The 25,850-nt window shown below is 69.5% G+C and carries 20 protein-coding genes; 13 read left to right on the top strand and 7 right to left on the bottom strand.

Going from position 1 to position 25,850, the window contains the following annotated elements:
* The first annotated feature begins 221 nt into the window (after nt 1–221).
* Nucleotides 222–719 (top strand): GNAT family N-acetyltransferase, encoded by a 498-nt coding sequence (locus ACIGWZ_RS11085; protein WP_400063026.1) that lies wholly within the window; start codon nt 222–224, stop codon nt 717–719.
* Nucleotides 720–1,152: 433 nt separating this feature from the next.
* On the opposite strand, the gene ACIGWZ_RS11080 is transcribed toward ACIGWZ_RS11085, so the two are convergent.
* A complete protein-coding gene (locus tag ACIGWZ_RS11080; RefSeq protein WP_400063024.1) occupies nt 1,153–2,037 on the bottom strand; it encodes a polysaccharide deacetylase family protein in 885 nt (294 codons plus the stop codon).
* A 271-nt stretch (nt 2,038–2,308) separates the two neighbouring features.
* Nucleotides 2,309–5,524 (bottom strand): DUF4132 domain-containing protein, encoded by a 3,216-nt coding sequence (locus ACIGWZ_RS11075; RefSeq protein ID WP_400063023.1) that lies wholly within the window; start codon nt 5,522–5,524, stop codon nt 2,309–2,311.
* A gap of 438 nt (nt 5,525–5,962) precedes the next feature.
* On the opposite strand from ACIGWZ_RS11075, the gene ACIGWZ_RS11070 reads away from it, so the two are divergent.
* The 3 genes from ACIGWZ_RS11070 to dacB all read left to right on the top strand — a co-directional run bounded on the left by ACIGWZ_RS11070 (nt 5,963) and on the right by dacB (nt 9,627).
* Nucleotides 5,963–6,967, top strand: a complete 1,005-nt coding sequence (locus tag ACIGWZ_RS11070) for a YdcF family protein (protein WP_400063021.1) — start codon at nt 5,963–5,965, stop codon at nt 6,965–6,967.
* A gap of 177 nt (nt 6,968–7,144) precedes the next feature.
* Nucleotides 7,145–7,807 (top strand): NADPH-dependent FMN reductase, encoded by a 663-nt coding sequence (locus ACIGWZ_RS11065; RefSeq protein ID WP_400063019.1) that lies wholly within the window; start codon nt 7,145–7,147, stop codon nt 7,805–7,807.
* Nucleotides 7,808–8,034: 227 nt separating this feature from the next.
* Nucleotides 8,035–9,627 (top strand): D-alanyl-D-alanine carboxypeptidase/D-alanyl-D-alanine-endopeptidase, encoded by a 1,593-nt coding sequence (gene dacB, locus ACIGWZ_RS11060; protein ID WP_400063018.1) that lies wholly within the window; start codon nt 8,035–8,037, stop codon nt 9,625–9,627.
* An 83-nt stretch (nt 9,628–9,710) separates the two neighbouring features.
* On the opposite strand, the gene ACIGWZ_RS11055 is transcribed toward dacB, so the two are convergent.
* From ACIGWZ_RS11055 to ACIGWZ_RS11045, 3 genes are all read right to left on the bottom strand, one after another.
* Entirely contained in the window at nt 9,711–12,002 is a 2,292-nt protein-coding gene (locus ACIGWZ_RS11055) for a DUF4132 domain-containing protein (protein ID WP_400063016.1), read from the bottom strand.
* Nucleotides 12,003–12,211: 209 nt separating this feature from the next.
* Nucleotides 12,212–12,838, bottom strand: a complete 627-nt coding sequence (locus ACIGWZ_RS11050) for a GntR family transcriptional regulator (protein ID WP_400063014.1) — start codon at nt 12,836–12,838, stop codon at nt 12,212–12,214.
* 476 nt (nt 12,839–13,314) lie between these two features.
* On the bottom strand, nt 13,315–13,998 hold the full coding sequence (locus tag ACIGWZ_RS11045) for a class F sortase (protein ID WP_400063012.1): 684 nt from the start codon (nt 13,996–13,998) through the stop codon (nt 13,315–13,317).
* A gap of 263 nt (nt 13,999–14,261) precedes the next feature.
* Between ACIGWZ_RS11045 and ACIGWZ_RS11040 the strand changes: the two genes are divergently transcribed.
* From ACIGWZ_RS11040 to ACIGWZ_RS11010, 7 genes are all read left to right on the top strand, one after another.
* The gene (locus ACIGWZ_RS11040) at nt 14,262–15,290 is read left to right on the top strand and encodes a hypothetical protein (protein ID WP_400063010.1); all 1,029 of its coding nucleotides are present in this window, start codon (nt 14,262–14,264) and stop codon (nt 15,288–15,290) included.
* Nucleotides 15,291–15,852: 562 nt separating this feature from the next.
* Nucleotides 15,853–17,142, top strand: a complete 1,290-nt coding sequence (locus ACIGWZ_RS11035) for an ATP-binding protein (protein WP_400063009.1) — start codon at nt 15,853–15,855, stop codon at nt 17,140–17,142.
* Nucleotides 17,143–17,710: 568 nt separating this feature from the next.
* Nucleotides 17,711–18,364 (top strand): hypothetical protein, encoded by a 654-nt coding sequence (locus tag ACIGWZ_RS11030; protein ID WP_400063007.1) that lies wholly within the window; start codon nt 17,711–17,713, stop codon nt 18,362–18,364.
* 252 nt (nt 18,365–18,616) lie between these two features.
* Nucleotides 18,617–19,831, top strand: coding sequence for a cytochrome P450 (locus ACIGWZ_RS11025; RefSeq protein WP_400063005.1), 1,215 nt, complete (start codon nt 18,617–18,619; stop codon nt 19,829–19,831).
* 665 nt (nt 19,832–20,496) lie between these two features.
* Nucleotides 20,497–21,618: a hypothetical protein gene (locus ACIGWZ_RS11020; protein WP_400063003.1), complete on the top strand. Its 1,122-nt coding sequence runs from the start codon at nt 20,497–20,499 to the stop codon at nt 21,616–21,618.
* Nucleotides 21,619–21,663: 45 nt separating this feature from the next.
* Nucleotides 21,664–22,371 (top strand): aspartate/glutamate racemase family protein, encoded by a 708-nt coding sequence (locus ACIGWZ_RS11015; RefSeq protein ID WP_400063001.1) that lies wholly within the window; start codon nt 21,664–21,666, stop codon nt 22,369–22,371.
* Between the two features lie 155 nt (nt 22,372–22,526).
* On the top strand, nt 22,527–22,694 hold the full coding sequence (locus ACIGWZ_RS11010) for a hypothetical protein (RefSeq protein ID WP_400062999.1): 168 nt from the start codon (nt 22,527–22,529) through the stop codon (nt 22,692–22,694).
* Nucleotides 22,695–23,070: 376 nt separating this feature from the next.
* Here the strand turns inward: ACIGWZ_RS11010 and ACIGWZ_RS11005 are convergent, their stop codons facing one another.
* The gene (locus ACIGWZ_RS11005) at nt 23,071–23,301 is read right to left on the bottom strand and encodes a DUF6296 family protein (RefSeq protein WP_400062997.1); all 231 of its coding nucleotides are present in this window, start codon (nt 23,299–23,301) and stop codon (nt 23,071–23,073) included.
* A gap of 490 nt (nt 23,302–23,791) precedes the next feature.
* On the opposite strand from ACIGWZ_RS11005, the gene ACIGWZ_RS11000 reads away from it, so the two are divergent.
* Nucleotides 23,792–24,169, top strand: coding sequence for a VOC family protein (locus ACIGWZ_RS11000; RefSeq protein WP_400062995.1), 378 nt, complete (start codon nt 23,792–23,794; stop codon nt 24,167–24,169).
* A 335-nt stretch (nt 24,170–24,504) separates the two neighbouring features.
* The gene (locus ACIGWZ_RS10995) at nt 24,505–24,690 is read left to right on the top strand and encodes a hypothetical protein (protein WP_400062993.1); all 186 of its coding nucleotides are present in this window, start codon (nt 24,505–24,507) and stop codon (nt 24,688–24,690) included.
* A gap of 94 nt (nt 24,691–24,784) precedes the next feature.
* Here ACIGWZ_RS10995 and ACIGWZ_RS10990 read toward each other — a convergent pair whose 3' ends face one another.
* Nucleotides 24,785–25,816, bottom strand: coding sequence for a chitinase (locus ACIGWZ_RS10990; RefSeq protein ID WP_400062991.1), 1,032 nt, complete (start codon nt 25,814–25,816; stop codon nt 24,785–24,787).
* Nucleotides 25,817–25,850: the final 34 nt, after the last annotated feature.

Raw genomic sequence — 25,850 nt, 5'->3', positions numbered from 1 at the left:
TCCCAGTTCAGGAAGAGTCAAGAGGGAAGGGGAAACGCGGCAGGATCAAAAACGGCTGATCAAGGATTTCCCCCACGACGAGCCACCTACCGCCCTCCCAGGGCCGCCGACCGGCCCCACCGGTTCCGGGTACATCTGTACCGGCGCGCGGGCTCCAGCGCATGCGGCATCGGAGACCGGGAGGATTGCCGTCGTCCCCTCTGCACGGCAGAGTCTCGGCAATGACGGAAATGTGGGTCCTGGGACCGGACAACTGGAGCGTCTGGCGCGCGCTGCGACTGGCTGCCCTCGCCGAGGCACCGAATGCCTTCGGCTCGACGTTGGCGGAGTGGCAGGGGGACGGCGATCGAGAGGAACGCTGGCGGGCCCGCCTGGGGATCCGTGACTCGCACAATGTCGTCGCCGTCCTCGACGGCCGGCCGGTCGGCATGGTCAGTGGCGTCCCGACGCAGGAATCGGGCACTGCGGAGCTGATCTCGATGTGGGTCAGCCCGCCGGTCCGTGGTCAGGGAGTGGCGGACCGCTTGATCGGGGAGGTTGAGCGGTGGGCGATACAACGGTGCGCCACGAGGTTGAGGCTGTCGGTGATGCCGGACAACCCTGCGGCCATCGCGTTCTATGCGCGCCACGGCTTCGCGGGCACTGCCATGGTGGGGGATCTGGCGCCTGACGGCGGGCGCAGGGAAATGGTCTTGGCGAAGCCCTTGCCCACCGCTTGACGCCGATCGTCGGCTTGACGTCGATCGCCGCCGCTCCTGCACCTGATTACCTCGGTACCTCGTTACTTCACGGCGGCGCTTTCCAGCACGGCGTCCACCTCTTTCCGCTGGGCTGCCCCGGCGGGCTGAGCGACGCCGAGGAGGAAGGCCGAGTGGTCGTCCGCGGCGATGAGCGTCAGAAGGCCGCGGTCAGGTCGTCGCCCTTCTTGTTCGTCCAGCCTTTGGGGATCGCGTAGGTGAGTCCGGCCCTCCCGCCCGTCACTCGCGGCCGTCCCGCCAAGGGGGAGGCGTCTCTGCCCTCGCCTCGCGCCTGGCACCACACGGTGGCGGGCCCGCCGGCGCCCAAGAGGACCACTACGGCGGCGAGCCCGGCCACCCCTACCGGGCGGCTTTGCGGTTGAGTGGCCGGCAGCAGGGCCTGGTCACTCCTCTACTACTGGGACGGTGATGCGGAGCCGTGGGTGGCGGTGTTGGCGTAATGCTCGGCGATCTCGTCGCTGGTCGTCAGCCACACGCCGGGGTGGCTCGCGATGTAATCGAGCGCCTGGTCCAAGTACTTGTGCCGGAACGGCTGGTTGATGACGAACGGGTGCAGGACCAGCGACATCACCCGCCCGCTCGCCGCGGAGTCCTCGTAGAGCTGGTCCAACTGGTCCTTGACGATCTGGACGAAGTCCGGCCCGCTCAGACTTTTGCCGACGAAAAGGCTGATGTCGTTGACCTCGATGGAATACGGCACGCTCAGCATCCCGGGCACGTTCAACCGGTAGGGCTGGTCGTCGTTGGACCAGTCCATCACGTAGTTCAGGCCGAGCTCGGCGAGCAGTTCCGGCGTGCGGAAGGTCTCGGTGAGCGCCGGTCCCAGCCAACCGCGCGGCCGACGGCCGGTGGCCTTCTCGATCGTGCCGATCACATCCGCCAGGTAGGCGCGTTCCTCGTCGGGAGTCATGTCGGCCTGGAAGATGGAGTTGTTCTTGCCGTGGGCGGCCCACGCCCAGTTGCGGTCCCGGCCCGCCTGAATGATCTGCGGGTAGCGCTCGGCGACGTCGGAGTTGAGCATCACGCTGGCGCGTATGTCGTGTCGGTCGAGGCTCTCGATCAACCGCCAGATGCCGACCCGGGGCCCGTAGTCGCGCCAGCCGTAGTTCAACGGGTCAGGCGCCAGCCCCGCAGTGCCTGGGAAGATGCTCGTCGAGGGGCGATCGACTTGATAGTGCTCGACGTTCAGTCCGACGTAGAAGGCCACTCGGGCGCCTCCGGGCCAGTTGATGGGCTCACGATCGACGATCGGGCTGTAGTCGAAGAGTTGGTTGTCCATCGAAACTCACCTCGTGTTTGCTGGGTACTGCTGGCAGTATTTGCTTGCACAGCTTGCTTGTTGGCTTTGCTCACTTGTTGGCTTGCTTGCTCGCTCTGCTTGCTTGAGGTACATACTCGAACGTTCACACTGATGTGAAGGTCAACGTGGTGTGTCGTGAGCCCGGTCACATGCAGAGCGGGGAGTCTGACGGGCAGCGCGGAGTGAGCGCCGAGGCCTCTGCGATGTTGCAGCCCTGACTGGCCGCTCGGCTGGTCAGCCCATTGACCCTTCAGCCCGTCAGCTCTGCCAAGTCGGCCAGGATTTCGGACGCCGTGACGGCATCGAGATCGCCGAACGGCAGCGCGCGGGGCCGGCTGCGCCAGCCGAGGTCGGTGCCGTCGTTGAGTCGGACCCGGTCGATCCGCTGTTCGGGCCAGTACTCGGTGTTCCCGACCACGATGCCCGGATCGAGGCTGAGCACGGCGGCACGGTTTCCGGGGAGGACGCGGGAGATCCAGGATTGAATGCCGTTGTCTTCTGCGCTGCCGCGTTCCCAGCCGCGTCGTTCCATCCCGAGCACCTTGCCGGTGGGGACGGTGATGTCGGCGAAGCGCTGGAGTGCGTGTGCGGTGCGTTCGTCGTCGGTGAGCGCGTATGCGGGGCGGCGCAGCTGGTCGAACGGCTGGAGGATCTCGTAGTCGGCGAATATCTCCGCCCAGGCATCGAGGGTGCCGGCCAGGTGCAGGGGGTGGGCGACGCCGACGCGCGCCGAGCGGTCGAGGGTGAGGGTGTCGTCGTGGGCGTCGGCGAGGGTGCGATCCTCTGCCAGGCGGAAGGAGCGGCCGTCGTCGCTCACCCATACCAAGCGGCGGGCTATGTGCCACAGCAATGGATGGCCGACGATCAGGTCCTGGAACTCGGCGGTGCTCCAGCGGCGCTGGGTGACCATGGCCTGTTCCAGGCGGCGGATCTGCTCGGCGGCCACGGTCCGCAGATCCTTCTTCAGGGTGGCGAAGCGTTTGTGGGCGGCCGGGGCGAGGTCCTGGTCGTCGCGTACGCCGGGCTTGGGCAGGGTCTTGAGGGGCTTGCCGGTCTCGTCGGCCACGTACGGCTTGAGCTGTTCGTCGAAGCCGACGGTGAAGCGGCGGCGGCCGTAGTCGAGGGTCATACTGCCGGTCTCGTCGAGGTCGAGGTAGGGGACGAGGCGGTCGGCCAACTCATCGGCGGTCAGGCCGAGTTCACGGGCGAGTTCGGCCATCTTCTCCGCCGCCTTCTTCTTGACGCCCTGGTACTTCGACTTCTGGGCGATCCCGTTCAGTTGGGTCAGGGCGACGTCCGTTCCGATGACGGCCAGCACCTCCAGCCCGGCGACCGAGGTGGTGTGGCCGCCGTCACCGGGCCAGGAACGAATGAGGGGCGTGAGCCTGCGGACCGTCTCGTCGTCGCCGATCCAGCCGAGCGCGGTAAGCGTCCAGTCGTCCGCTTTCAGCCGTGGATCGTATGAGGTCTGCTGCTGGAAGAGCCCCCAGCCGAATTCGGCCAGCGAGTCGGGATCGCAGAGCTCCTTGATCACGTCGATGCCTGCGTAGGGCTCGCCGGGCTTGGAGATCGCCAGCATGGTGACGAGGTGGCGGGCGGCGGCCGGGGGCAGGGCGTGCCGGCGGTCGCGCAGCAGGATCCGCGGCAGCAGATGGACGTCCAGAAGGAAGAAATCGTCGGGGATCCGGGCCGGCAGCGTGTCCAGTGGATCGCGCGCCAGGAACGCGTCCATGGCGGCCGCGGCCTTGTCGCCGTGGTCACGGGCCGCGGCGCGGACCAGTTCCGTATGCCCCTGGGAGGCGATGAGTCGCAACGCCGCCTCGGCATGCCGTCGGGCCTTGCCGGCCTTCCCGAGCGCCGCAGGGACGAGGGCACGGGCAGCGGCTGCCGCATGGCGTCCGAACCAGGCGCGCACCACCGGGCGTACCCTCTTGCGCGTCATCAGCCATTCGGCCATCTGCGTCGCCACATCGGCACTGGTGAACGGCAGCAGCAGGGGCCCGAGGGCGGCCGAGTCGGCTTGGGCCAGGGCCAGCGTGGCGGGCAGCGCGTCCACACCGAACCTGGCCACGATCGGCTTCATCCACCCTCCCTCCCACAGCGGCTCCGGCTTCCAGGCCGCCAGCAGCGGACGCACGAGTTCCGCGGGGCCGTCGAGGAAGAGACCCGGCTGTTCGAAGTTCCGCAGCTTCCCGTTCCGGAAGTCGGCGAGGGCCTTCTGCCAGTCCGTGTCCTCGTCCCACGCCTGGTAGGAAGCGTTCGTCCCGGCCCATTCCTGGTGCTCTTCCGGAGCCCAGACGATGGCCGGCCCCTCGGGCGCCACCAGGTCCTTGACGACCGCGGGCTTGGCCTTCGGGCGCGGCCGCAGCCACGGCGGCTCGACCAGCACCCGCGGGAGGACCTCCTCCGGCACATCGTCGATCCACCCGGTCCCCCGCATACCCGTCGGATCCGGTGGCGTCTGCGGCACCTGTGTTGCCTGGGGTGCGCCGCCGGCCTGCTCGATCCCGGCCTGTGCCGCGGCGGAGAGGGTGGGGAACACCGCCGCGACGAGCTCCGGGTGGGCCAGCACATGCTTGCGCAGCAGCGCACCGGCGTACGCGGAGGTCTCCGACGCGGCCCCCGCGGCCGCGGCGGCCAAGAGCCGCAGCGCACGAACGGGGTAGCGCTCCATGGCCTCGATCACGGCGCTGTGGGCGAACGGCCGGTCGAGGCGGGCCAGCATGAGCGCGAAGGACTCGTCGGTGGGCAGCCAGGCGAGCGCGGCGTAAAGGTCCTTGCTGATCCCCCTGTCGCGGGCCGCCCCGTCGAGGACATCCGCCACCACCGGAGCGATGCCCGGCCCGACGCTTGCCATCGCGGTGTAGACGGTGTCCAGCGAGACGAGATGCCACCAGCGTTCGTCCTGAGCACGGAACAGGCTCAGCTGCTCCATCGAGCTCAGCGAGCGCAGCACGGTCGTGGGATATCCGTCCTGCCGAGCGGGCGAGGCGGCGGCGCACACCTCGTCCACCCACTGTGTCCGGGTCGGCACGAGATAGCCGGTGACGGCCCGCTGGAACTGATCGCGACGGCAGTGCGCCAGCGCATCGACGGCTTCTTGGTAGGCCTGCTCGTCGGCCTCGGCGAGCAACGCGCGCATCCGCCTGGCGATCGGTCCGCCCACGACCCATCCGTCCCACTGCTGGTCGTCGTCGCATCGGTAGCGCAGGGCCCGCGCCTCGCACCCCGTTGTCGCCTCCTCGACAAAGAGGCCGGCGAGCTCGGCGGTCGCAGCGGCGGCGAACACGAGGCCGTGCTCCGCCACCCACGCGTCGGCGAACGTCCACAGCCCCGCCCGCTTCTCCCACGGCAGGTCCACGGTGACGATGGCCATGACCGCCGCCGCGCCCAGCGGGCTCGCCTCCCCGCGCAGCTGCGCCTGCGCCGCTTCGAGCAGTTCCGGCAGGCCGGCCGTCGTCTCCATCCAGGACAGACGCTCCTTCACAAGACTCCGCACCGCATCGGCCGCGCTGGCGTCGATCCCGCCGATCGGTGCGCAGGGCCCACCGCGCCAAGGGTGAATACGGGGCAGCCATGCCTCAGGGACCGTGAAGGTGTTCTCGTCGGGAAGCTCGACGTCCGCCGTCGACGGTTGCGGGGTGTGCCGGGTGTCCAATGTCTTGCCTTCTGCTCGCGTGCGGGTACGTGTACGTGTACGTGTACGTGTACGAACACCGTAGGTGCAGGGTCTGACATCAACCTCCGTCGACCGACGTGCAGTTGGCGTCCGGGCCGCACAGGACTGCGTCGGCCGCCGCGCTACTGCAGACCGGAGGCGTCCACTCCGCGAGAAGCGTTCCCTGCCTCGGCCGACGTGAGTGGAGCGCAATCCGGATCCCGCGAATTTGCCTAACATGTAGGCATGTTGGCCTTCGCCCCTGCGGTCTTGTTCTCTGTTCTCTTCGGCGTCGGCGTGCTGCGCGACCGACGTCGCTTCGGCAACGCCGTCCATCTGGGGCTCGCCGTCACGTTCGCGCTGCTCGCGCTCGTCGGCAAGCTGGGCAAGGCCGATTCCCTCCTGGGGATGCTCGCGATCGTGGCGCTGCTGGTGCTGCCCGCGCTGGGCACCCTCGTCCTCGCCTGCTTCTTGATCTCCAACGGCGTGAAAATGGTCCGCAAGGAAGGCAGACGCCCCGCCAACCTGCTGTCGCTGCTCGCCGGGCTCGGCATCCTCGCCCTCATCGCCTTTCTGATCGTGGCTCTGGCCCTGCGCTCGCGCACATTGCTGGTCATCGGGGTCACCGCCGTCGGACTGGTCGGCTATGTCTCGTTCCTCTTTCTGTGCTTCGTGGGCTACGCCTTCCTTTACGGACGGTTGCGGGTCCGCCGTGACGCCGACTATGTGGTCGTGCTGGGATCCGGCCTCGTCGGCGGTTCCACAGTGCCACCCCTGCTGGCCAGCCGGCTGGAGCGAGGGCGCGCGGTGTACGAACGGCTCGCCGCCCGCGGCAATACGCCCGTGCTGCTGACCTCCGGTGGACAGGGACCGGACGAAGAGCTTCCGGAGTCCCACGCGATGGCCGCCTACCTCATCGAGCGCGGATTTCCGGCGGACCGGATCGAGCGGGAGGACCGCTCACGCACCACCGAGGAGAACCTGCGATTCAGCAGGGCAATCATGGAGGGCGCGAAGCCGGACTACCGCTGCGTGGTGGTCACCAACAACTACCACGCCTTCCGCGCGGCACTGATGGCGCGGAAAGCCGGTGTCAACGGCCAGGTCGTCGGCTCCCCCACCGCCGCCTACTTCTGGCCCAGCGCGACGATTCGCGAGTTCGTGGCGGTGTTCCTCGCGCACAAGGTGGTCAATTTCGGCGTCTGTCTTCTGCTGGTGCTGGGGGGCGTACTCATTTGGTGGAACCGCTGACGGGGCCTTGGGCCGGTGATGACGTACGGCGCGGCATTCGGTCGGTCACGGCGTGGTGTGTACCGACCGTGACGCGATCGCGCCGATACGCTACGCGGTGACGATGGCCGTTGCACCGCAACGCCCGTCCTCGTCCCCTTTGCGCAGCGCGCGTTCACGTGCCGGAAGGACGTCACCATGCCCACCGCTGCTGCCCACGCCGGCCCACTGCGGGTATTCGTCCTCGGCGCCTCGCTGCGGTCCGGATCGGCCAACGCCCGCCTGGCTTCGCTCGTGAGCGCCATGATGGCCGACGCCGGAGCCGACGTCGATCTGGCCACGATGCGGGAGTTCGACATGCCGCTGTACGACGGCGACCTGGAGGCCTCGCAAGGTGTGCCGGAGGGCGCGCTGGCGCTGCGCGACCGGCTCGAATGGTGCGACGCCTTTGTGCTCGCCTCCCCCGAGTACAACGCCTCCGTGCCGGGAGTGGTGAAGAACGCGATCGACTGGGTCTCCCGCGTGCGGCCGCAGCCCTTCAAGACCAAGCATGCGCTGCTGGTGTCCGCCTCTCCTTCCCTGGTCGGCGGCAACCGGGGGCTGTGGGCGCTCAGAGTTCCACTCGAGCACCTCGGCACCCGCGTCTACCCCGACATGTTCAGCCTTGCCGCGGCTCACCAGGGCTTCGCCGAGGACGGGCAGCTGTCCGACGCCGGACTGAACGAGCGCCTGCGGGAGACCGTCACGGCCTTCCTGAGTCTCGTCGAGGCCGATGCCCGCTACGTCTGTCTGCAGCGCCGCTGGTACGAGTTCCTGGGAGACCGCACCGGATCCTCTGTCACGCAGCGCGCGGAGGACTGAGCCGGGCCTTGATCGATGGCGGGGCGGGGAGGCGCGCCCTGAGTCATGGGCGGGGCTCCGGCTCCGGTTACTCGCTACCGTGGCTCCTCCCTTGCAAGCCGTTGTGCTGGGGCATACGGGGGAACCCGGCGATGTACTGCGTGGGTGCGGTGGTGCGGCGCAGTACGTTCTGACGGAGCACCGGACCGAACGGCACTATTGGTGGAGTGCGCATGTCATCACTCGTCATGCGACGAAAGGTCCGGCGGCGGGTTGTCGGCGCGCTGGGCCTGCTGCTGGCTGTCGGTGCCGTCGTGGTCGGCCTCGTCCAGGCGACGCCGTCGCCCTCGCCTGACGACCTCGATCCGCGCCTCTCGTCCATCATGCGGAAACCGGAGTACCGGCACGCCCAGTGGGGGCTGTTCCAACAGGACCTGGACCATGGCGAGGTGACGCAGTCGCGCTCTGCGGACCAGTTCTTCGTCCCGGGGTCGACGGCCAAACTGTTCAGCGTCAGCGGCGCCTGGCACGCCCTTGGCGCCGGCCACCGCTTCGTCACTCCGGTCCACGCCGTCGGCCGACGCCGAGGAACGACGCTCGACGGCGATCTCGACCTCGTCGCACAGGGTGATCTGACCCTCGGTGGCCGGACCCGCAAGGACGGCACCGTTGCCTTCACCGACCTCGACCACATCTACGCCAACCAAATCCCAGGAGCCACGCTCACCCCGCAAAATCCGTTGGCCGGCATCGATCAGCTGGCCGGGCAGGTGCGTGACGCGGGGATCAAGCGAGTCGACGGTGACGTGATCGTCGATGCCCGGCTGTTCCCACCCGACCCGGTGCTCGAGCCGACCCCCACGCCACTGATCATCAACGACAACCTCATCGATGTGCTGACGTCACCCGGCTCCGGTGCGGGCGCCCCCGCCCGCGTGGAGTGGCGTCCGAAGGTCGCGCCGTATCAGGTCACGAGCACCGTCCGCACCGTCGCTGCGGGCAAATCGTCCGCCATCAACATGAGCGCCTCCCCCGACGGCACTCGCATCCGACTGTCGGGCACCATTGCCGCCGACGCCGCCCCCGTCCTGCGGACCGCAGAAATCAAGGACCCGGATGCCTTTGGCCGGACCGCCCTGATCGAGGCGCTGCAACGGGACGGGGTCGAGGTCCGTGCGCCGGCCACCGGCCCCAACCCGGCCGACCGGCTGCCGGACTCGTATGCGGGCACTCCCACGGTGGCCCGATACACCTCCCCGTCGTACGCCAAGTACGCCGAGCTCATCTTCAAGGTGAGCCACAACCTCGGGGCGAATCTCGCGATCTGCCTGATGGCCACGCACTCGGGCAGCTCACAATGCCAGGACGGATTTCCCGTGCTCGCCAAGTTCCTGGACGGTGCGAAGGTGGACCGCAAGGCCGTCCAACTCGCCGACGGCCGGGGCGGAAACCTGATCGATCGGAGCACGCCACGGGCCCTGGCGCAGATCCTGACGTACTGGCAGCACACGCCCGAGGCGGAGCGCTTTCGCAGGTCGCTGCCGATTCTCGGCGTCGACGGTACGTTGGCGGGTTCGTGCCGCAGCTGTCCCTCACGTGGCAAGGTCTTCGCCAAGAACGGCACCGTCGTGGGCGGTGACACGCTCAATGGCCGGCTGGCTGTCCCTGCCGAGGCCCTGGCCGGATATCTGGAGACGCGCAAGGGGCACTTCGCGGTGTTCTTCGCCGGGGTGAACGGCGCCTCGGCGCCCAGCGCCGCCATCAAGGGCGTGCTGAACATGGGGAACGATGTGGCGAATGTCGCTGCCGCTCTCCAGCAGACTGGCGCTGGGCGGGGTTGAGCGGTGGGGCCCGTCGGGCATTCGTCCACCCCCTCGGGCCGACCGGACGAGTAGCCGCCCAGCCCTGTTCGCCGGCCCTGCGCTCAGCCGCTCACATGCCGTGCCATGAGTTCTTCTGCCGTGCGGACGATGCGTTCCAGAAGCTTTTCGTCGTACGGCAGGAACGGCAGGGGGCGGGCGCTCCGGCCCTCGGGCAGGCTGATGTCCACCGGGTCGCCGTCACGGGTTACGCGGCCGGTGGCGAGGTGGATGGCGTACCCGTCCAGGTGCACGTGCCGGTTGCCGAGCGCTACGCGGCCGGAGGATATGTGTGGGGCGAGGATGCGCTGCAGTGCCGCACGGCGGAGGCGGGCGGTCCGGCCCAGGGGGAGGCCGTAGAGGCGGTTGAGTATCTGCAGGGACTCGCGGTCGTGGGGATGGGAGTCGGAGTGGGTGTCCGCGCGGGTAGGGGTGTGGGTGTCACACCAGGCGAAGCTGGCGGCGCTGACCAGGAGGTCGGCCGAACGGAGGATCTCCGAGCGCCTCACGGGGTCGATCGCGGTCAGAGGCTGCGGGTCTCCCTCGGTGCGGGCGAAGTGCACGTTCTGGGCTTCGGCCCATCCGCCGGCTCCCGGATAGAGCTTGCCGGAGATGCCAAGGTAGGCCGTCACCTCGGGGAGCCGGAGACAGAGACCGTCCTCTTCGATGTGCCAGCCCTGGCGCGTGGCCAGTCCCAGGACCGCCTCGATGCGGACCCAGTGGCCGTGGAACATTGCGGTGGTGGCTGCATCCCCGGTCTCCTCCGGTACGTAGTGCTCCCGAAAGGCCTGCCGGAAAGGCTGGCGCAGCCGAAGGTCGGTGATCCGGTCGCGCCAGAGACGTCGTTCGGCGTCGGTGGCACGGGCGGGGTGCCAGAGGCGGACGGCGGCGGACGGGGCAGGCGTGGTGCGGTCCGGGGAGCCGGCCGCGGGGAGCGCTGCGCGCCACTCCCCCGGAGCGTGCTCGATCTCCCAGATCAGACGTCGGGCGGCACCGCGCGCTACCGGGTGCGTGGCGAGCGTGTCGCGCCAGCGGTCGAATCGGTAGACCGTTGCCTCGAGGTAGCCGCCTTCGAGGCCGCGGGTCAGGGTTCGTCTCTGGTCGCGGGTCTTCCGCAGTACGTCGCGGGCGGCGGTGACTTCCTCGGCATGGTCGCGGCGGGCGGCGGCAGGGAGGGACCGCACGGGCCGGCCGTCGGCGCGCTCCCAGGTGAGGGTGGGTTCGTCAACGGTCGTGAGGACAGCGGTGTATGGGCCGCAGGAGAGGCGCAGGGTGGCGTCGGGGCCGTAGCCGAGGTCGGGGAGGCGGGCCGCGACTTCGGGGCGTCGGCTGAGGTTGCGTTCGGCGCGGTGCAGGATGCGGTCGAGTTTCTTGCTGACGCCGGCGTGGCGGACGACGCGGCGGGCTTCGCGCAGCGCGGCGATCGATTCGGGTGTCGGGTAGGCCTCGACGGCTTGGGCGATGCCGATGCAGGCGCTCTGGGACGGGAGGGTCCGCGCCGGGCCGGGAGCCACCGAGAGCTGGGGCAGCAAGGTCGCGAGGATGGTGCCGGCCCACGGTTCGTCGCGCTGCAGGGCGAGACGGGCGGCCCAGCGCAGCGTGTCCGCATCGGGCGGGGTGAAGGCCTTGTCGGCGGCATACGGGAGGTGACCGGCGTGGAGGGCGGCGAGGTGGCTCGCTGCGGTGCGGAGCGTACGGTGGGCCAGTTCGGCGAAGGGTGCGGCGGCGGTGTGTTCGGCGAGGCGATCCGTCAGTGGTGGCCAGGTGCCCGGCATCCGGCCGTACCGGCGATCCTCGGCGAGCCACGCCCGATCACCTGGGCCGGTCGCGAGAAGCACCTCGAGTTCGGCGAGTCTGAGGGGGCTGTCCTCGTAGGCCACCCGCAGGCCGGCGACGAGCTCCGTTTCGGCCGTCGGACCGGCCACCGCGGCCACCGCCAAGGCGGCGTCGGCAATGTGATCACCCCTCACCACCGCGGCCGCCCTCACGAGGGTCGCGGCGGGCGCCATCAGAGCCGGCTGGTTCCACGACTCGGCACAGCGCAGCAGCGCACCCGCCGCGTAACAGACGTCGGTGGGCTTCGGTGACTCGGCCAGCGCGTCATAGAAGTCGGCGAGCGTCGCGGTCGTGAACGACGGCTGCGGCTTGGCCCAGGTCACTTCGCGGGCGACCCTGCGGGCCTGTTCGCCAGCGCCCTCGTCGGCGAGGGTGCGGTGTGCGGTGGGCAGCAGCGCACCCAACTCCAGCGGGGTCAGGCGCGCGCACGCGGCCCATGCGCCACCGGCCCCGTCCAGGTCGGGCGGTGGACCGACCATTGCGGCGTGCAACTGTGCGGCATGCGGTGAGAGTCCGTCCATGTCAATGAACGGTAACGGCAGGGTCTGACAATCCCGTCCTGCGCTCGATCGGCCCGGTCCGCCGGCCTCATCGGCGTGCCTGCCGACCGATCCGGACCGGAGATCCAGGTCCGCACGAAATCATGGCGGCGCCTGGAGAGCTCGAAGGACGGCGGGTTGACCGTCGGGTGTGAGGCGTGGGGGCCGGGCACACGTGTCAACCCTCCGCGCTACGCGGCCAGCAGGATGCGTTGGGTGGCCTGGATGTGCCGGTCGATCGCCGTGCAGGCCGCGGCGGCATCGCCGGCCTCCAGGCAATCCAGGATCTGCCGGTGTGCGGCCAGCACCTCGTCCTGGCCCTTGCCCGAGCGGTACGGCGCGATCACGCCGGCCCGGATCTGGCGGCTGCGCAGCGCGTCGTACTGCCGGCTCAGCAGGGCGTTGCCGACGGCGGCGACGAGCGCGACGTGGAATGTGTCGGCGGCGGCGAGGAATTCCCTGGCGGTCGCCTCGCCCCGTAGCGATTCCTGCCGGGTGAGGATGGCGGCCATCTCCGAGATCGGGGCGGTCCCTTGCGCCGTCGTACGCTCGGCTGCAAACCGTTCGATCAGTCCGCGCATTTCCATCAGTTCGCCGATGTCGCGCCCGGACAGCGGAGCGATATGCGCGCCACGCTTGGGAACCAGCCGCACCAAGTCCTCGGCGGCGAGCAGGAGCAGGGCTTCCCTGATCGGGGTGCGTGAGATACCGATCCGGTCTGCGAGATCCTGTTCGGAGAGGAAGCGGTCCTGCATCTCAGGATCCGTCAGGACGATGTCCTTGAGATAGGCGTATGCCTTCTCCCGTCCTGACTGCATCGATTTCTCCATGGTTTTTTCCATCGCGATTCCCACCGCTCTCCCCGCTGATGTCCCCGCTGAATTCCCACTGCACTTGGCGGCGCACTCGACCGCGCCCCTCGCCGTGCACTTGGCAGTGCGTATGTGGTGGGCAACGCGGTGCGCACAGCGGCACCCTTCGGGGCGCGCTTCACCGCCGCCAAGCCTGCATACGAGTTGTATGCAGGTGCATGCAGAAGCTACCACGGCGGTCGGGTGGGCCGGGCGACGGGTGCCCGCCTCGAACTCCCCGCCGCGCGAAGGGGATCGACGGCGTGCCGCCGAGGGGATGGCGGTCGGTTCGGCGAGGCCTGTGGCGGGCAGGTCGCAGGGCGCGACGGGTTCTACGGTGATCCGGGGAGCGTGGGCCCCACCTGCCGACCTCCTGAACCCCGGCGCCGCCCTCCGAGGGCCGGCCCCCGCCCGAACGGACCGGCCCCGGCTCTAGTACGGATTCACTTACGGGTCGTCGAATCGAGGTGGGCGAACACCACGACGTTGGCCTCGTAGTCCTTGGCGGCCCTGTTGTACGCGCCACCGCAGGTGATGACGCGTAGCTGCGCGTCCGGGGTGTCGGCATAGACCTGGTCGTTGGGGAACTGCGCCTTGCTGAAGGTCTCGACCGCGTCGACCTTGAACGTCGCGACGACGCCGTCCGCGCGCGCGATGTCGATCTTGCTGCCCTTCTTGAGCGAGCTGAGCTGCATGAACACGGCCGGGCCGGTCTTGGTGTCGACATGGCCCGCGACGATCGATGCGCCGCGCTCGCCGGGCGTCGCCCCGCCCTGGAACCAGCCGACCAGGTTGTTGTTGTTGCCGGGGGGCGCGTTGAGCTGCCCGCTCGGCCCGATCGACAACGCCGTGAAGGGCGCGTCGACGGCGATTTCGGGGATCCTCAGTCGTTTTGGCACGGAGCGGGACAGCGCCGGGACGGTACGGGAGGCGCCGGGCGCGGCGGTGGCGATCGCCACGCGATGGGACTGCAGTGGCTTGGGGTCGGCTGGGGTGCCTATGGAGTTGTAGACGAGCAGGGTCCCCAGAAGGAACGCCCCAGCGGGCCACATCAGCCGACTGCTGAAGGGGCCGGACCTGGGCGCGATCCGGGGTGGGTTCGACTGGGGCGACTGCTGGTCGGCCATGGAGCGCTGCCTTTCAGGAGGGAACGGGCGTTGTCGAGAGGTACGAGCGGCGGAACGGCAATCGTCGCGGCCACCGTCCATCTGCGACGGTGGCCGCGACGGCACAGCGAACTGTGTCGGGCGACGCAGCCGGATTAGGCTGAGGCGGACCCCGACGCGTTGCGGCGGCGGAGCACGTAGGCCCCGGCGCCGAGACCACCGAGCATCAGCACCGAGCCGGCGGCCAGGGTGCTGCCGGAGAGGGCCATGCCCCCACCGCCGGTGTGAACGCCACCGGACGGCCGGTCGCCACCGCCACCACCGCGGCCGTAGCCGCCACCGTCGTGACCGCCACCACCGCCGCGGCCGTAGCCGCCACCGTCGTGACCGCCACCGCGACCGTGGTCGCCACCGTCGTGACCGCCACCGCCACCGCGGCCGTGGTCGCCACCGTCGCGGCCGCCACCGCGACCGTGGTCGCGACCGCCGCCGTGCCCACCGTCGTCGCCGCCGCCCCAGTCCTTGGTGACGATCTTGGCCATGGCGCCGCCGCCGGTGCTCACGCCACCGGAGGGCCGGTCGCCACCGACACCGCCACCGCCACCGCGGCCGTGGTCGCCGCCTCGGCCGTGGTCGCCACCGCGACCGTTGCCACCGCGACCGTGGTCGTCGCCGCCGCGGCCGTTGCCACCGCGACCGTGGTCGTCGCCGCCGCGACCGTGACCGCCGCGGCCGTGGCCGCCGTCGTCGTCGCCGCCGCCCCAGTCGTTCATCAGGGCGCCGCCGCCGGTGCTCACGCCGCCGGAAGGCCGGTCGCCACCGACACCGCCACCGCGGCCGTGGCCACCGCGGCCGTGGTCGTCCCCGCGGCCGTGACCTCCGCGGCCGTGGTCGTTGTCGCCGCGCCCGTTGTGGTCACGGCTGCTGGAGTGTCCACCGTCGTCGCCCACCACAGTGATGGCCTGGGCGGCAGGAGTAGTGATGGCCAGGACCGCGGTAACGGCGGCCGAGGCAAACAGGGTGCGAGCTGTGCGCATGGAGACATGTCCTTTCACATCGCTACTGCGAAGGCCGACTCGTCATCGGCTCACGGGACGCAATGGCGACGTGATCAACGTCAGCCAGATAACGGCTCGGCACCACCGGAGAACGCCGCATTCGGGGTACAACGTCCTCTCTTCGGGTGGCCGAAGCCCGAATTGTCACCCGTTCGACGGTGTGCCCCTTCGGCGTGTCGCGGCTTCGAAGGTGTAGCGGGCTCCCCGTACGGCGGACAACCGCGGGAATGCCCGCCGCGCCGTGACAGCGCGTGAGCGGCGGAGGGGGCGGAGAGGCGGCGGGCCTACGGGAGGGCGGCAGGCGATGCTCGGGCCCGGCGGGCGGGCCGCACCGGACGGGGGCGGACGGAGCACTCGCCCCCGTCCGCGGAGACGGGCGGAGACGGCGGCGCCCCGTATCACCTGCCCGCCCGACACCCAACTCCCCTCCGTAGTGGCACAGTTGAGGAGCTGGGGCCCGCGATACACCCCTCAACCCCCGTGACCGGTAAGGGAATCCGGGCCGCCGGAGGTCTCCCGTGCGCAGGCCGGCAGCCCAGCAGCCGTCGGGGCATCCCTGGCGAGCGAGGCCGGAGCGGACGCCCCAGCGAACCGCCCGCCCGCCGATCTCAAATAGGTAGATATCAAGCAAAGAGGGATCTCTCCCCCGGCCCCGGCAAAGTCCCCGGGGCGCCTTGAGCAGCCCTCTCGGCAAGGACCGGATCTGGCTACATACGGAACGTAGCGATCTCCGATCCCGTTTGTGCAAGGTGGAGCGGGCCCCCGTTCCGCACCGCCCCTAGCCTCGCTGCAACATCACCAACGAGGGGCGGTACCGGTGAACTGGCTCATCCACGACTACCGCGAGAACGATCTCGCTGCAGTGGTCCACCTGATCGACTCCACGGCCGAGCTCGGGCAGGAGTCGGTGTTCTCGCTCGCCGAATGCATCAGCGCGCTGAGCTCCCGGCAGCCGGCCGTGGTGGCCGTCCACCAGGGCGTGCCCATCGGTACGGCTCTCGCCTGTGTGGCCGGTGAGCGGGGCTGGGTGATGCGGATCGCCATCTCGTCGGCCTGGCGCGGCCGTGGGCTGGCGAGCGCGCTCCTGGTGGAGCTGGAGCGGCGGCTGATTGCCGCCCGGGTGAGCCGTATCGCATACGTACTGCCCGAGGAGGACCTCCTGGGCGAAGGGCTGCTCAACGCGGGCTACACGCGGCAGCCCGCCGTGGCCTACTTCGAGAAAGTCGAGCCGCACCATGGTCCCGCGGCCAGCCTCCTGGACGACCTCGGCGGACGGTTCCTGCCCGCCGATCTGTGGGCCAAGGTGGCCGGCATGGAGGCGGAGAAAGACCTGATCGAACGGCGTGTCGTGCTGCCGCTGGCGGAGCCCGAGCGGGCCGCCCGGCACGGCGTGCGGCCGCCCCGGGCCATCGCCCTGTTCGGCCCGCCGGGCACCGGGAAGACCACGTTCGCGCGGGGCATCGCGGCCAAGCTCGGCTGGCCGTTCGTCGAGCTGCTGCCGTCCCGGCTCGCCGACGAGGGCAACCTCGCGGCGGCCCTCCGCAGCGCGTTCGCCCGGATCGCGGAGCTGGAACGGGTGCTCGTCTTCATCGATGAGGTCGAGGAGATCGCTCCGGTGCGCGCCGAGCCGGCGCAGCCCGGCGGACTGCACGGCGTGACCAATGAACTCCTCAAGCTCATACCGGGATTCCGGGAGCGGGACGAACGGCTGCTGGTGTGTGCGACCAACTCCATCCGCTCACTCGACCCGGCCTTCCTCCGCCCCGGCCGGTTCGACTACCTGATCCCCATCGGTACGCCCGACAAGGTCGCCCGCTCGGCGATCTGGTCCCGTTACACCGACGGCCGGGCCGATGTCGATGTGACGGCACTGGTGGCGGCCAGCGAGCTGTTCACCCCGGCCGACATCGAGCATGCCGCCCGGGTGGCCGCCCAGGCGTCGTTCGAGCGGGACCTGGAGTCGATCGGTCTCGGGGCCGGCGCCCAGAGCCGGCTCGGGGCGAGCACCGAGGACTATCTCGCCGCCATTGCCCAGTGCCGGCCGACCGTTACACCGGCCATGGTCGACGAGTTCGCGGCGGATATCACTGCTCACGCGCGCTGCTGACGGGGCGGTGGATGTCGGGCGGACGTCCGGGGGCGTTCAGCGGCGTTCGGCGGGTGTGCGACGCGGGTGTGCGACGCGGGTGTACGGCGCGGGTCTCCGGCGCGGGTCTACGGCGTACGTCCGGACGACGTCCGGCGGCGGTAAGCGACCTGTCGCGGTCCCGCACGGGGATGGCGGGACCTGACGCCGTCCCGTCCCCTGTGGCCGCCAACAGGCCGTCGACGAACGGCTAACGGGCTCGCGTCCAGGTTCAGGTCCGGGAGCGTGACGAGGCTTCCAGCACCGCCACGAACCGGCGGCCGAAAAGGTAGGCGTCCCCCGGCCAACGGGCCGAGAGATAGGTGCCGCCGTGCACGACGAAGACAGGCCCCGAAGCGGGGGCGACGACCGGTGCGATTCACCACCAACGGCCCTGCCATGGGAAGGAATTGGCATGCACGGACAATTTTGAACCACAGGTGAAACGGGGCGTGATTCCTCTCCGTACTGGGCGGTATCGAACCGAGCCAAGGGTTCCCCTCCAGGACAGGAGTTGCGCGTGTCCCGAAAGAGAAGGATCGGCCGGGGTATGAAGATCACCGTCTTCGTCAGCTCCGCGGCGCTGGCCGGCGGCATCGCCGTCGTCATGACGGGTACCAGCCACGCGTCGGTGGCGTGTGACGGACTGGCCACCGCACTGAGCAACAACCAGAAGTTCATCGCCGCCCAGAAGGCCGATCCGGACGCCCAGTCGGCCGCGCGGATCGCCAATCGCAACGCGGTGATCGCACAGATCCAGGCACAGCAGAAGGCCGCCGGATGCGTCGGCGGCGGGGACGGCGATGCGGCCCCGGCACCCACCGCACCCTCGCCTCCGCCATCAACGGAACCCTCTGCATCGGCGTCCGCATCGGGAACGGCTTCCGCATCGGCACCAGCGGATCCGCCCTCCGGAGCGAACGATCAAAGCCAGGATCCCGCGCAGCCGGCCTCCCCCGACGTCGTCTGCCCCGGCTCGACGGTGACCCTCTCCGGCGAGGGAGGTGCACCGGCGGCGTCGAGCGACCAATTCCCCACCGGTACCAAGTTGAAGGTGACGAATCTGGACAACAACAAGTCGGCGACGGTGTCCGTCACTTCGGCGTCGGGCAGCTGCGTACTCCTCAACAACGCTGCCTTCGAGCAGGTACGTGAGCCAGGGAAGTTCCTCATCCGCCACGCCCGGATCGAGCGCGTCGGGTAGGCCGGGCTGCACCACGGGCGTGGGGCGGGGCGGCACGACCGCGCGGCCCCACGCTCATCCTCCCGGGGAGAACGGGGTCCGGGTCCAGTCCGGGTCCAGCTCCTCCTATCGGCCGATGCCCAACACTCGACACCTGCGTACGGTGACCTTGACGGTGACGTATGGAGCCGGTCGTCCGGCACCGTCAGAGGGTCGCAGTATCGAAGTGTCGCAGTGTCGAGAAGCAGCAGCTGGGAAAGTGTGGGGGGACATATGACGGAGACTCCGGAAGTCATCGACCTGGGCGCGTACGGAACGGACTTCACCGCGGACCCGTACCCCTACTACGCCAAGCTGCGGTCCCAAGGGCCCGTGCACCGTGTGCGGATCCCCGAAGGCCAAGAGGTGTGGCTGATCGTCGGCCACGATGCGGTCCGGAGCGTGCTCAGCGATGCGCGGTTCAGCAAGGACTGGCGCGATGCCGAGCTGTGGAACGAGGCCGTCGACAATTCGCCGCTGTTCACCAACATGCTGGATACGGATCCGCCGCACCACACCCGCCTGCGGAAGCTGGTGGCCAAAGAGTTCACCTCGCGCCGCGTCGAGGCGCTGCGTCCCCGCGTACAGCAGATCACCGACGAGCTGCTCGATGCGATGCTGGCCGACCCGGAGGGGCGTGCCGACCTGGTCGACGCGCTGGCGTTCCCCTTGCCCATGACCGTCATCTGCGAACTGATCGGCGTCCCCACCATGGACCGGGACAGCTTTCGCGCCTGGTCGAACGAGATCATCGCGCCGACCAGCCCGGAGGCCGTGCAAGGGGCCACCCAAGCGATGGCCGAATACCTCATCGGCCTCATCGAGCACAAGCGAAGCGCCCCCGGCGATGACCTGCTCAGCGCCCTGATCCGGACGAGCGACGACGACGGCGACCAGCTCTCCCGCGACGAACTGGTGGGCATGGCCTTCCTGCTGCTGGTCGCCGGCCACGAGACGACCGTCAGCCTCATCTCCAACGGGGTACGCGCGCTGCTCGAGCATCCCGCCCAACTGGCCGCCCTGCGCGCCGACGGCTCCCTTCTGGACAACGCCGTGGAGGAGATGCTGCGGTACGACGGCCCGGTGGAGACGGCCACCTGGCGCTTCGCCAAGGAGCCGGTCGAGATCGGCGGCACGGTCATCCCCGCCAGGGAGCCCGTACTGGTCGCCCTGGCATCTGCCTCGCGCGACCCCGAACGCTTCCCCGCCGCCGATGACTTCGACATCACCCGCGAGCCCCGCGGCCACGCGGCCTTCGGCCACGGCATCCACTTCTGCCTCGGTGCCCCGCTGGCCCGTCTGGAGGCGCGTATCGCCATCGGCGCCCTCTTGGACCGCTGTCCCGACCTCGCCCTGGACTGCGATACAGATGCCCTCACCTGGCGCACCGGAATACTCATCCGCGGCACCGAGCGGCTTCCGGTCCGCTGGACGAGCCGGGCGGGGTAACGACCCCGCGCCCCCGGCCCCGCGCGGTACCCGTCCGGGCGTGCACGCCCAGGGCTCTCGCCCTCCCGCGGCCGGACGGGCGTACGACGGCGGGCCCGCGCCCTTGCACCGCGGAGCAGGCCCTCCCACGGTTACGCGTGCCCGCCTCCGCTGACTGTGGAGCTACCGCCCGCCGCGTGCTTCCGACGGCCTCGGACGGCGTCTCCGTCGCGGTGCCGTGCGCGGCGTGAGGGGGCGCTCCGATCCGCCGAGGCCGAGGAGCAGATGCAAAAGCAGAAGCAGAAGCAGAAACAGTGCAAGGCAGATGGCCATCGGGACGGGCGGAGTGGACCACGCCGCTGACTCCCGAGCGGTCCTTCAGTCGGCGCAACAGACCGGCGAATTCAAGCCCTTCGTCCGTCCCCGCGCGCCCCGCACGCCCCGCCGGTCGGCGTCACAGCGCCTCCTTCGTCCCCGTCCCCTCCTCAGACCTGCACTGCTGCAAGCGCCGTAGCGAAAGATCCGACCATGGAGCCGAAGACCATCGGGAAAATGCGGCAACATCGCACAATGTCCCTCGCCTGTCAGACCCTCGCGCGAGACTGGGATGGACCGAACAGGCAAACCGAGACGGGGGAATGCCGATGTCTACACCGAAATCGACGCCGACGCCAACGCCTGGGTCCATGCAGACGCTGTTCACCGGGGACGTGCAGGTCTCCTACTGGCAGCTCTACGTGGACAGCGACAAGGAACCGATCTGCGGGTACCTCGACGCGACATTCGCCGGGCAGGTCAACGGGCTCTGCGGTGCGGCGGTGCCCGGCGGGTTGTTCCTGACCACGGGATTGCACTCCGGGCACGTCGGCTTCACCGTCGAACTCCACGAAACGGCACCGGAGCTTTCGGACGCGTGGGAGGACGTCGTCGAGGTCTCCTTCCGTCCCGTCTCGCCGGACGTGACGCTGACCCAGTGGGCCGGCGCAGATGCCTGGACACTGAACCTCGACGAGATCGACTACCGCGTCCGCTACTGCGGCTCCGGGATGGATGCGGGACGTGCGCGCGACACGCTCTTGGAGGGGGAGCCCCAAGTGGAGTGCCACCTGCTCCAGTTCTGGCCCTCCCCCGCCGTCGCAGACCGGGTGATCCGGCAGACGAGCAGGACCGCCGCGTTTTCGCACGCGTGGGCCCGGGAACTCTCCCCGCCGCCCACTGCCGAGGCAGACGCGGAGGCCGGGCGCCTCGTCACGCCGGAGAGTGAGCGTGCGGCGGCGGAGGCACGCCGACGCAGCGACGAGGAGGCCTGGCAGGGACGGCTGCCCAGCGACCGACTGCGGCGCATCGACGGCAACGCACGGGGGATGCTGCAGCTCGACCGCCTCCTCGTGGACGAGGTCGATGGTGCGGGACCGGACACGCAGCGTGCGATAGCGCGCTGGAGCGCACGGCGCGCGTACACCGTGGCGGGCCTGGCGGATATCGACTGGATAGCGCCGGCTCTGGACGCACTCGACGCGGGACGCCCTCTGCCCCCGCCATTCGACGAGTGGGACGACGTATGGCGGCGCCTCGTCAACGATCCCCAGGTGCCGGATACGGTCGTGACCTCGATGAACGGGGTGCATCGCACCATCTCGCAGCAGGCGGCCGCGATCCCCGCGATCTTCGATGCCAAGGAGGATGATCCCCTGCAGGCTGGACTGGATGCGCTGTACGCGGCGGCCGTGACGGTCGGCCGTCGCTATCCGGCTCTGTTCGATGAGGTCCGGCGGGCCTTCCCGGAGATGGTCGGTCCGCCCAAATAGGCGCCTGGTCCGGACTGGTTGGAGCGCATGTGCGAGAGTGACCCGATGCGGACTATTGGGTTGCTCGGCGGCATGAGCTGGGAGTCGACGGCGGAGTACTACCGGCTGCTGAACGAGCTGACGCGCGAACGTCTGGGCGGCCTCCACTCGTCGCGATGCCTGCTGTACTCCGTCGACTTCGCCGAGATCGAACGGCTACAGACCGAAGGGCGTTGGGACGAGGCGGCCGAGATATTGGCCGCGGCCGCCCAGGCCTTGGAGGCCGCCGGCGCCGACATGCTGCTGATCTGTACCAACACCATGCACAAGGTCGCCGACGAAGTGGCGGCCGCGATCGCCATCCCGCTGCTGCATCTCGCCGACACCACGGCGCACGCCGTTCTCGCGAAGGGCATGCGCCGCGTGGGACTGCTGGGCACCGCCTTCACGATGGAGCAGGACTTCTACCGCGGCCGACTCGCGAAGCACGGCCTGGATGTCCTCGTCCCGGACGCCGTCGGGCGCAGGACGGTCCACCAGGTGATCTACGAAGAGCTCTGTGTCGGGATCGTCCGGCAAGAGTCCCGTCAGGCCTACCGGGCCATCATCAAGGATCTGGTCGCCGCCGGCGCCGAAGGCATCGTGCTCGGCTGCACCGAGATCGAGCTGCTGATCGGCATGGACGACAGCCCGGTCCCCCTCTTCCCCACCACCCGTCTGCATGCCGAAGCGGCGGTCCGGCAAGCACTGGCCGACGGCCCGGAGCCCACCTGACCGGACGAACCGGTGACCGCGGCTCCCTCGCCCACTTCCGCCGATCTCTTGCTCTCGATCGTGACAAATCCCGGGCTCCGTCCGGGGTTTGAACTTACGCCGGGTACGCTGACGTGGTGTCGCACACCGAGTTAGAACGACTGGCCAGGATCCGGATGCAGGTCACCGGAGAGACGCTGGAACGCGCCATGGCGGTACTCGAAGGACACACCACCGAAGCCGAGCCGGACCCCGCCGACGAGCCTGGTGAGCGGTCGGCCTCCGACGAACAGCCGGCCGACCAGGAAGAACCGCAGCCCCGGCCCCACCTACGGGGCCTGTAGCGGCCGCTCACCGTACCTGGCGGCGGGGGCCGCCCCTGCACCCGTGACACCGAGTGCCGGTGTCGCTGCCGGTACCGGTCGAATGCACCCGAGACCATGATCGCGAGCTGTCCGGCCTCCCGCCGCCCCGCATGAGCCCGCCCCGCCCCACCGGCGCCTCCCATGGCTTCGTACCCCGGTCACTCCGTACCCGGTCACTCCGTACCCGGTCGTTCCGTACCCGGTCGCTCCACACCCAATGGCTTCATACCCGGTGGCTTCGTACTACCGTCCCTAACAACAAAGGACGGGGCCGCGCAGGTCACCGGCGCAGCCCCGCCCCACAGGCCCGCAGCATCCTCGCGGACCCGGCAGGACGAGCCTCAAAGCATCGAACTCACTGGCTCAGCGGCCGCGCCAGCAGCGGCGTCCGGGGCGCTTGGTGGCCCCCGCTGGCGATCATCCGCACCTCGCCCCGGTCGCTGATCTCCGCGCGGACGATCCCCGAATCATCTTCGTAGACCGGATACCCGCCCGCACCCGCGTGCTCGGTTCGCCGGACGACCACCACATCGTCTTCCACGGCGAGAGCCTGAAATACCAGCTCATAGCGTTCCGGGTAATCCATCGGGGCCTCCCGAAATGACACTGCAGGCGTCCGCGGCGCCCCTCCCTCACCTGCGCAGTCCGCCGCTCCACCTCTGCTATTCCATCGTCACTCACACAGGCCCGCCGCGCCTCAGGAGGGAGCGCAGCGAGGTCGGCGGACCGGACCGGGCCGCCGCGATAAACCCGACATGTGTCATCTGGACTGGGGATCCAAACGGATACCCCGCCCCCGTGCGCTGTCACAGGGGCGGGGCGGGTCCGAGAAGCGCCAGCAGCTCGGATAGTTACGGGGACCACGTTACGGGGGGCCACTGACAACGGCGGTCGGAGCGTGCGGTGGGCCCGCCCGGTCCAGACGAGCCGAACGCACTCCGGACCGCCGTTTTGCTGGTGGCGAGGGCAGCAATGCCTCACGATCGGATCCGCGCCCCTCGGCCCGCGGCCCGAGGCGCGAACCAGGCGGTCCCAGGCGGGGGCCGGCTGAGACCAGGCATGACGACGGGGAAGTGATGGCTGAAAGACCTCGGTTCTCGCTGGCAACAGTGGCGGTCGACTGCGCGGACGCCCATGCACTCGCGGACTTCTATCAGCGGCTTCTGGGTTGGGAGGTGAAAATCAGCGAGCCGGACTGGGTTCTGCTCAGGCCACCGGAGGGCGGTACGGGGCTTTCGTTCCAGTCGGAGCCGGGGTATCGGCGCCCGACGTGGCCGGAGAGGGCGGAGGAGCAGCAGAAGATGCTCCATCTCGACATTCGGGTCGACGACCTCGACGAGGCCGGTGCGTATGCGGTCGCGTTGGGTGCGACTCGGGCGGAAGTCCAGCCACAGGACGACGTCCACGTGTTCTTCGACCCCGCAGGACACCCTTTCTGCCTCTTCCTGAACTGAGGGACGGCGGGGACGGTGGGCATAGTGGGGGTGGTGGGGGTGATGGGGCGTCCTTGGGGGAGCCTTGACGGGCCGTCAACGGCACGGCGGCCGTCGCTGTGTCCGTTGACGATCCATGGGGGCCGTTCGGGTGGATCGGCGAACCGGATGCCGAGTGATCGCGGAGCGTGTGGGACTGGACACATGCAGAGATCGGGGTGAGCACCGACCGCCGATGATCCTTGCTGGTCAGAGAGTTGAGGCGGCGGAAGGCCGGGGGTGGGAGGGGAGCACGGGGGCGCATTAGGGGCGCACGGGGTGATGAATTGTCAGTGACTGCCCCTAGCATGTCCTACATGTCCCCAACTCCTTCCGACCCTTCAGGGGTGCCCGTTCGCGCGTCCGAGGCCAATGAATCGATCCGGCGATTTGTGCGCACCCGGCACGGATTGGCGTGGACGGCGCAGGACATGGCGGAGTACGCGGTGCTGCTGGAGATCTGGACGACGGCGGTGCGCGCAGAGGTGGTTGAGGCGGCGTAGGGACCTCCCCAGGATCTCATCGCCTGGGGAGCGGTCCCGCGGGCGGCGCTACCGCGTCGGCAGCGCCGTCCGCCATGCGCCGCACCCGTACGACTCACCCCGCGTACTTGACGACGATCTTCGTGTATGCGTACGGCGCCTGCGACACCCCGCTGCAGCTGTCGCCGTCGTCGCCGGAGCCGCACTGGCGGTCGCGGTTGACCGACCAGAAGGCGAAGCGGGCGATGTGGTGCCGTTGGGCGTAGCCCAGGATCGTGCCGAAGTCGGCGAGGGTAACGGTCTCGTCGGCGTCGTCCGTCTTGCCGTTCATCGAAGAGACACCGATGTGGCGATAGGCGTCCGCGTCACCGTATCCGTAGGCACTCTTGACCGCGGACTTCAGGCCATCCAGGGCGCTGACGGTGGCCTGCCCCATGGTCCCGCTGTGGCCGCCGAAGTCGAAGGGCATCACGGTCCAGCCGTCATTGTCCAGACCTGCCGCCGCGCCCTTTTTGATGAGGTCCTTGCCGTTGGCGTCGGGGCCGTTCGGGGTGGTGCCCATGGTGACGTAGGTGATGATGGCGGGGTTCTTGGTCTTGACGATCTTCAGGGCGTCGATCACGCGCTTGCGGACCGTGGCATTGGTGAATTCGGTGTTCTCGATATCGATGTCGAGCGCCTTCAGGCCGTACGCGTCGATGACTTTCTGGTACGCCCCGGCGAGCGCGGCGGCGCTGCCGCATTTCTCACCGAGTTTGGCGCCGCTCCAGCCTCCGGCCGAGACGACCACATCGCCGCCCTTGGCACGTATCGCCTTTATGGCCGCCGCATCGCTGCCGCCGGTCAGTGCCCGGCTGCCGTCCCACTTCGGGTTGCAGCCCCCGTCGGAGAGGATGAAGGCCAGCGTGAACCACTTGGTGCCGGTCGCCGCCATCACCTCGGTGGGCTGCTGGGGTTTTCCCCAGCCGAGGTATTCGTACGGCGCGGCGGCCATCGGGACGGTTGCCCTGAGCGAGCCGACGGATCCCGCGGCGGGGGCAGGTGCGGTCGCCGCGCCGGCGGCCTCCGTGGCTCCGGCGGTGCCGAGCAACAGCGCGGCGGCGCAGAGCCCGATCGACAGGGGGCGCAGGCGGTGGGGGCTGGTCATGAGGTGGCTTCTCTCCGGGGCTTGTGGGTGTCGG

Source organism: Streptomyces sp. NPDC053427, from assembly GCF_044544985.1.
Taxonomy (GTDB): domain Bacteria; phylum Actinomycetota; class Actinomycetes; order Streptomycetales; family Streptomycetaceae; genus Streptomyces.
The sequence above is the reverse complement of the archived record's forward strand: the minus strand, read 5'-3'. Positions and strand labels throughout refer to the sequence as shown.

Coding starts and splice junctions, on each gene's coding strand:
- ACIGWZ_RS11000 (WP_400062995.1), top strand. CDS start 23,792: ATGGCTGAAAGACCTCGGTTCTCGCTGGCAACAGTGGCGGTCGACTGC.
- ACIGWZ_RS10995 (WP_400062993.1), top strand. CDS start 24,505: ATGTCCCCAACTCCTTCCGACCCTTCAGGGGTGCCCGTTCGCGCGTCC.
- ACIGWZ_RS11020 (WP_400063003.1), top strand. CDS start 20,497: ATGCAGACGCTGTTCACCGGGGACGTGCAGGTCTCCTACTGGCAGCTC.
- dacB (WP_400063018.1), top strand. CDS start 8,035: ATGCGACGAAAGGTCCGGCGGCGGGTTGTCGGCGCGCTGGGCCTGCTG.
- ACIGWZ_RS11085 (WP_400063026.1), top strand. CDS start 222: ATGACGGAAATGTGGGTCCTGGGACCGGACAACTGGAGCGTCTGGCGC.
- ACIGWZ_RS11070 (WP_400063021.1), top strand. CDS start 5,963: ATGTTGGCCTTCGCCCCTGCGGTCTTGTTCTCTGTTCTCTTCGGCGTC.
- ACIGWZ_RS11045 (WP_400063012.1), bottom strand. CDS start 13,998: ATGGCCGACCAGCAGTCGCCCCAGTCGAACCCACCCCGGATCGCGCCC.
- ACIGWZ_RS11080 (WP_400063024.1), bottom strand. CDS start 2,037: ATGGACAACCAACTCTTCGACTACAGCCCGATCGTCGATCGTGAGCCC.
- ACIGWZ_RS11055 (WP_400063016.1), bottom strand. CDS start 12,002: ATGGACGGACTCTCACCGCATGCCGCACAGTTGCACGCCGCAATGGTC.
- ACIGWZ_RS11005 (WP_400062997.1), bottom strand. CDS start 23,301: ATGGATTACCCGGAACGCTATGAGCTGGTATTTCAGGCTCTCGCCGTG.
- ACIGWZ_RS11025 (WP_400063005.1), top strand. CDS start 18,617: ATGACGGAGACTCCGGAAGTCATCGACCTGGGCGCGTACGGAACGGAC.
- ACIGWZ_RS11010 (WP_400062999.1), top strand. CDS start 22,527: ATGCAGGTCACCGGAGAGACGCTGGAACGCGCCATGGCGGTACTCGAA.
- ACIGWZ_RS11015 (WP_400063001.1), top strand. CDS start 21,664: ATGCGGACTATTGGGTTGCTCGGCGGCATGAGCTGGGAGTCGACGGCG.
- ACIGWZ_RS11065 (WP_400063019.1), top strand. CDS start 7,145: ATGCCCACCGCTGCTGCCCACGCCGGCCCACTGCGGGTATTCGTCCTC.
- ACIGWZ_RS11050 (WP_400063014.1), bottom strand. CDS start 12,838: ATGCAGTCAGGACGGGAGAAGGCATACGCCTATCTCAAGGACATCGTC.
- ACIGWZ_RS10990 (WP_400062991.1), bottom strand. CDS start 25,816: ATGACCAGCCCCCACCGCCTGCGCCCCCTGTCGATCGGGCTCTGCGCC.
- ACIGWZ_RS11030 (WP_400063007.1), top strand. CDS start 17,711: ATGAAGATCACCGTCTTCGTCAGCTCCGCGGCGCTGGCCGGCGGCATC.
- ACIGWZ_RS11075 (WP_400063023.1), bottom strand. CDS start 5,524: ATGGAGACGACGGCCGGCCTGCCGGAACTGCTCGAAGCGGCGCAGGCG.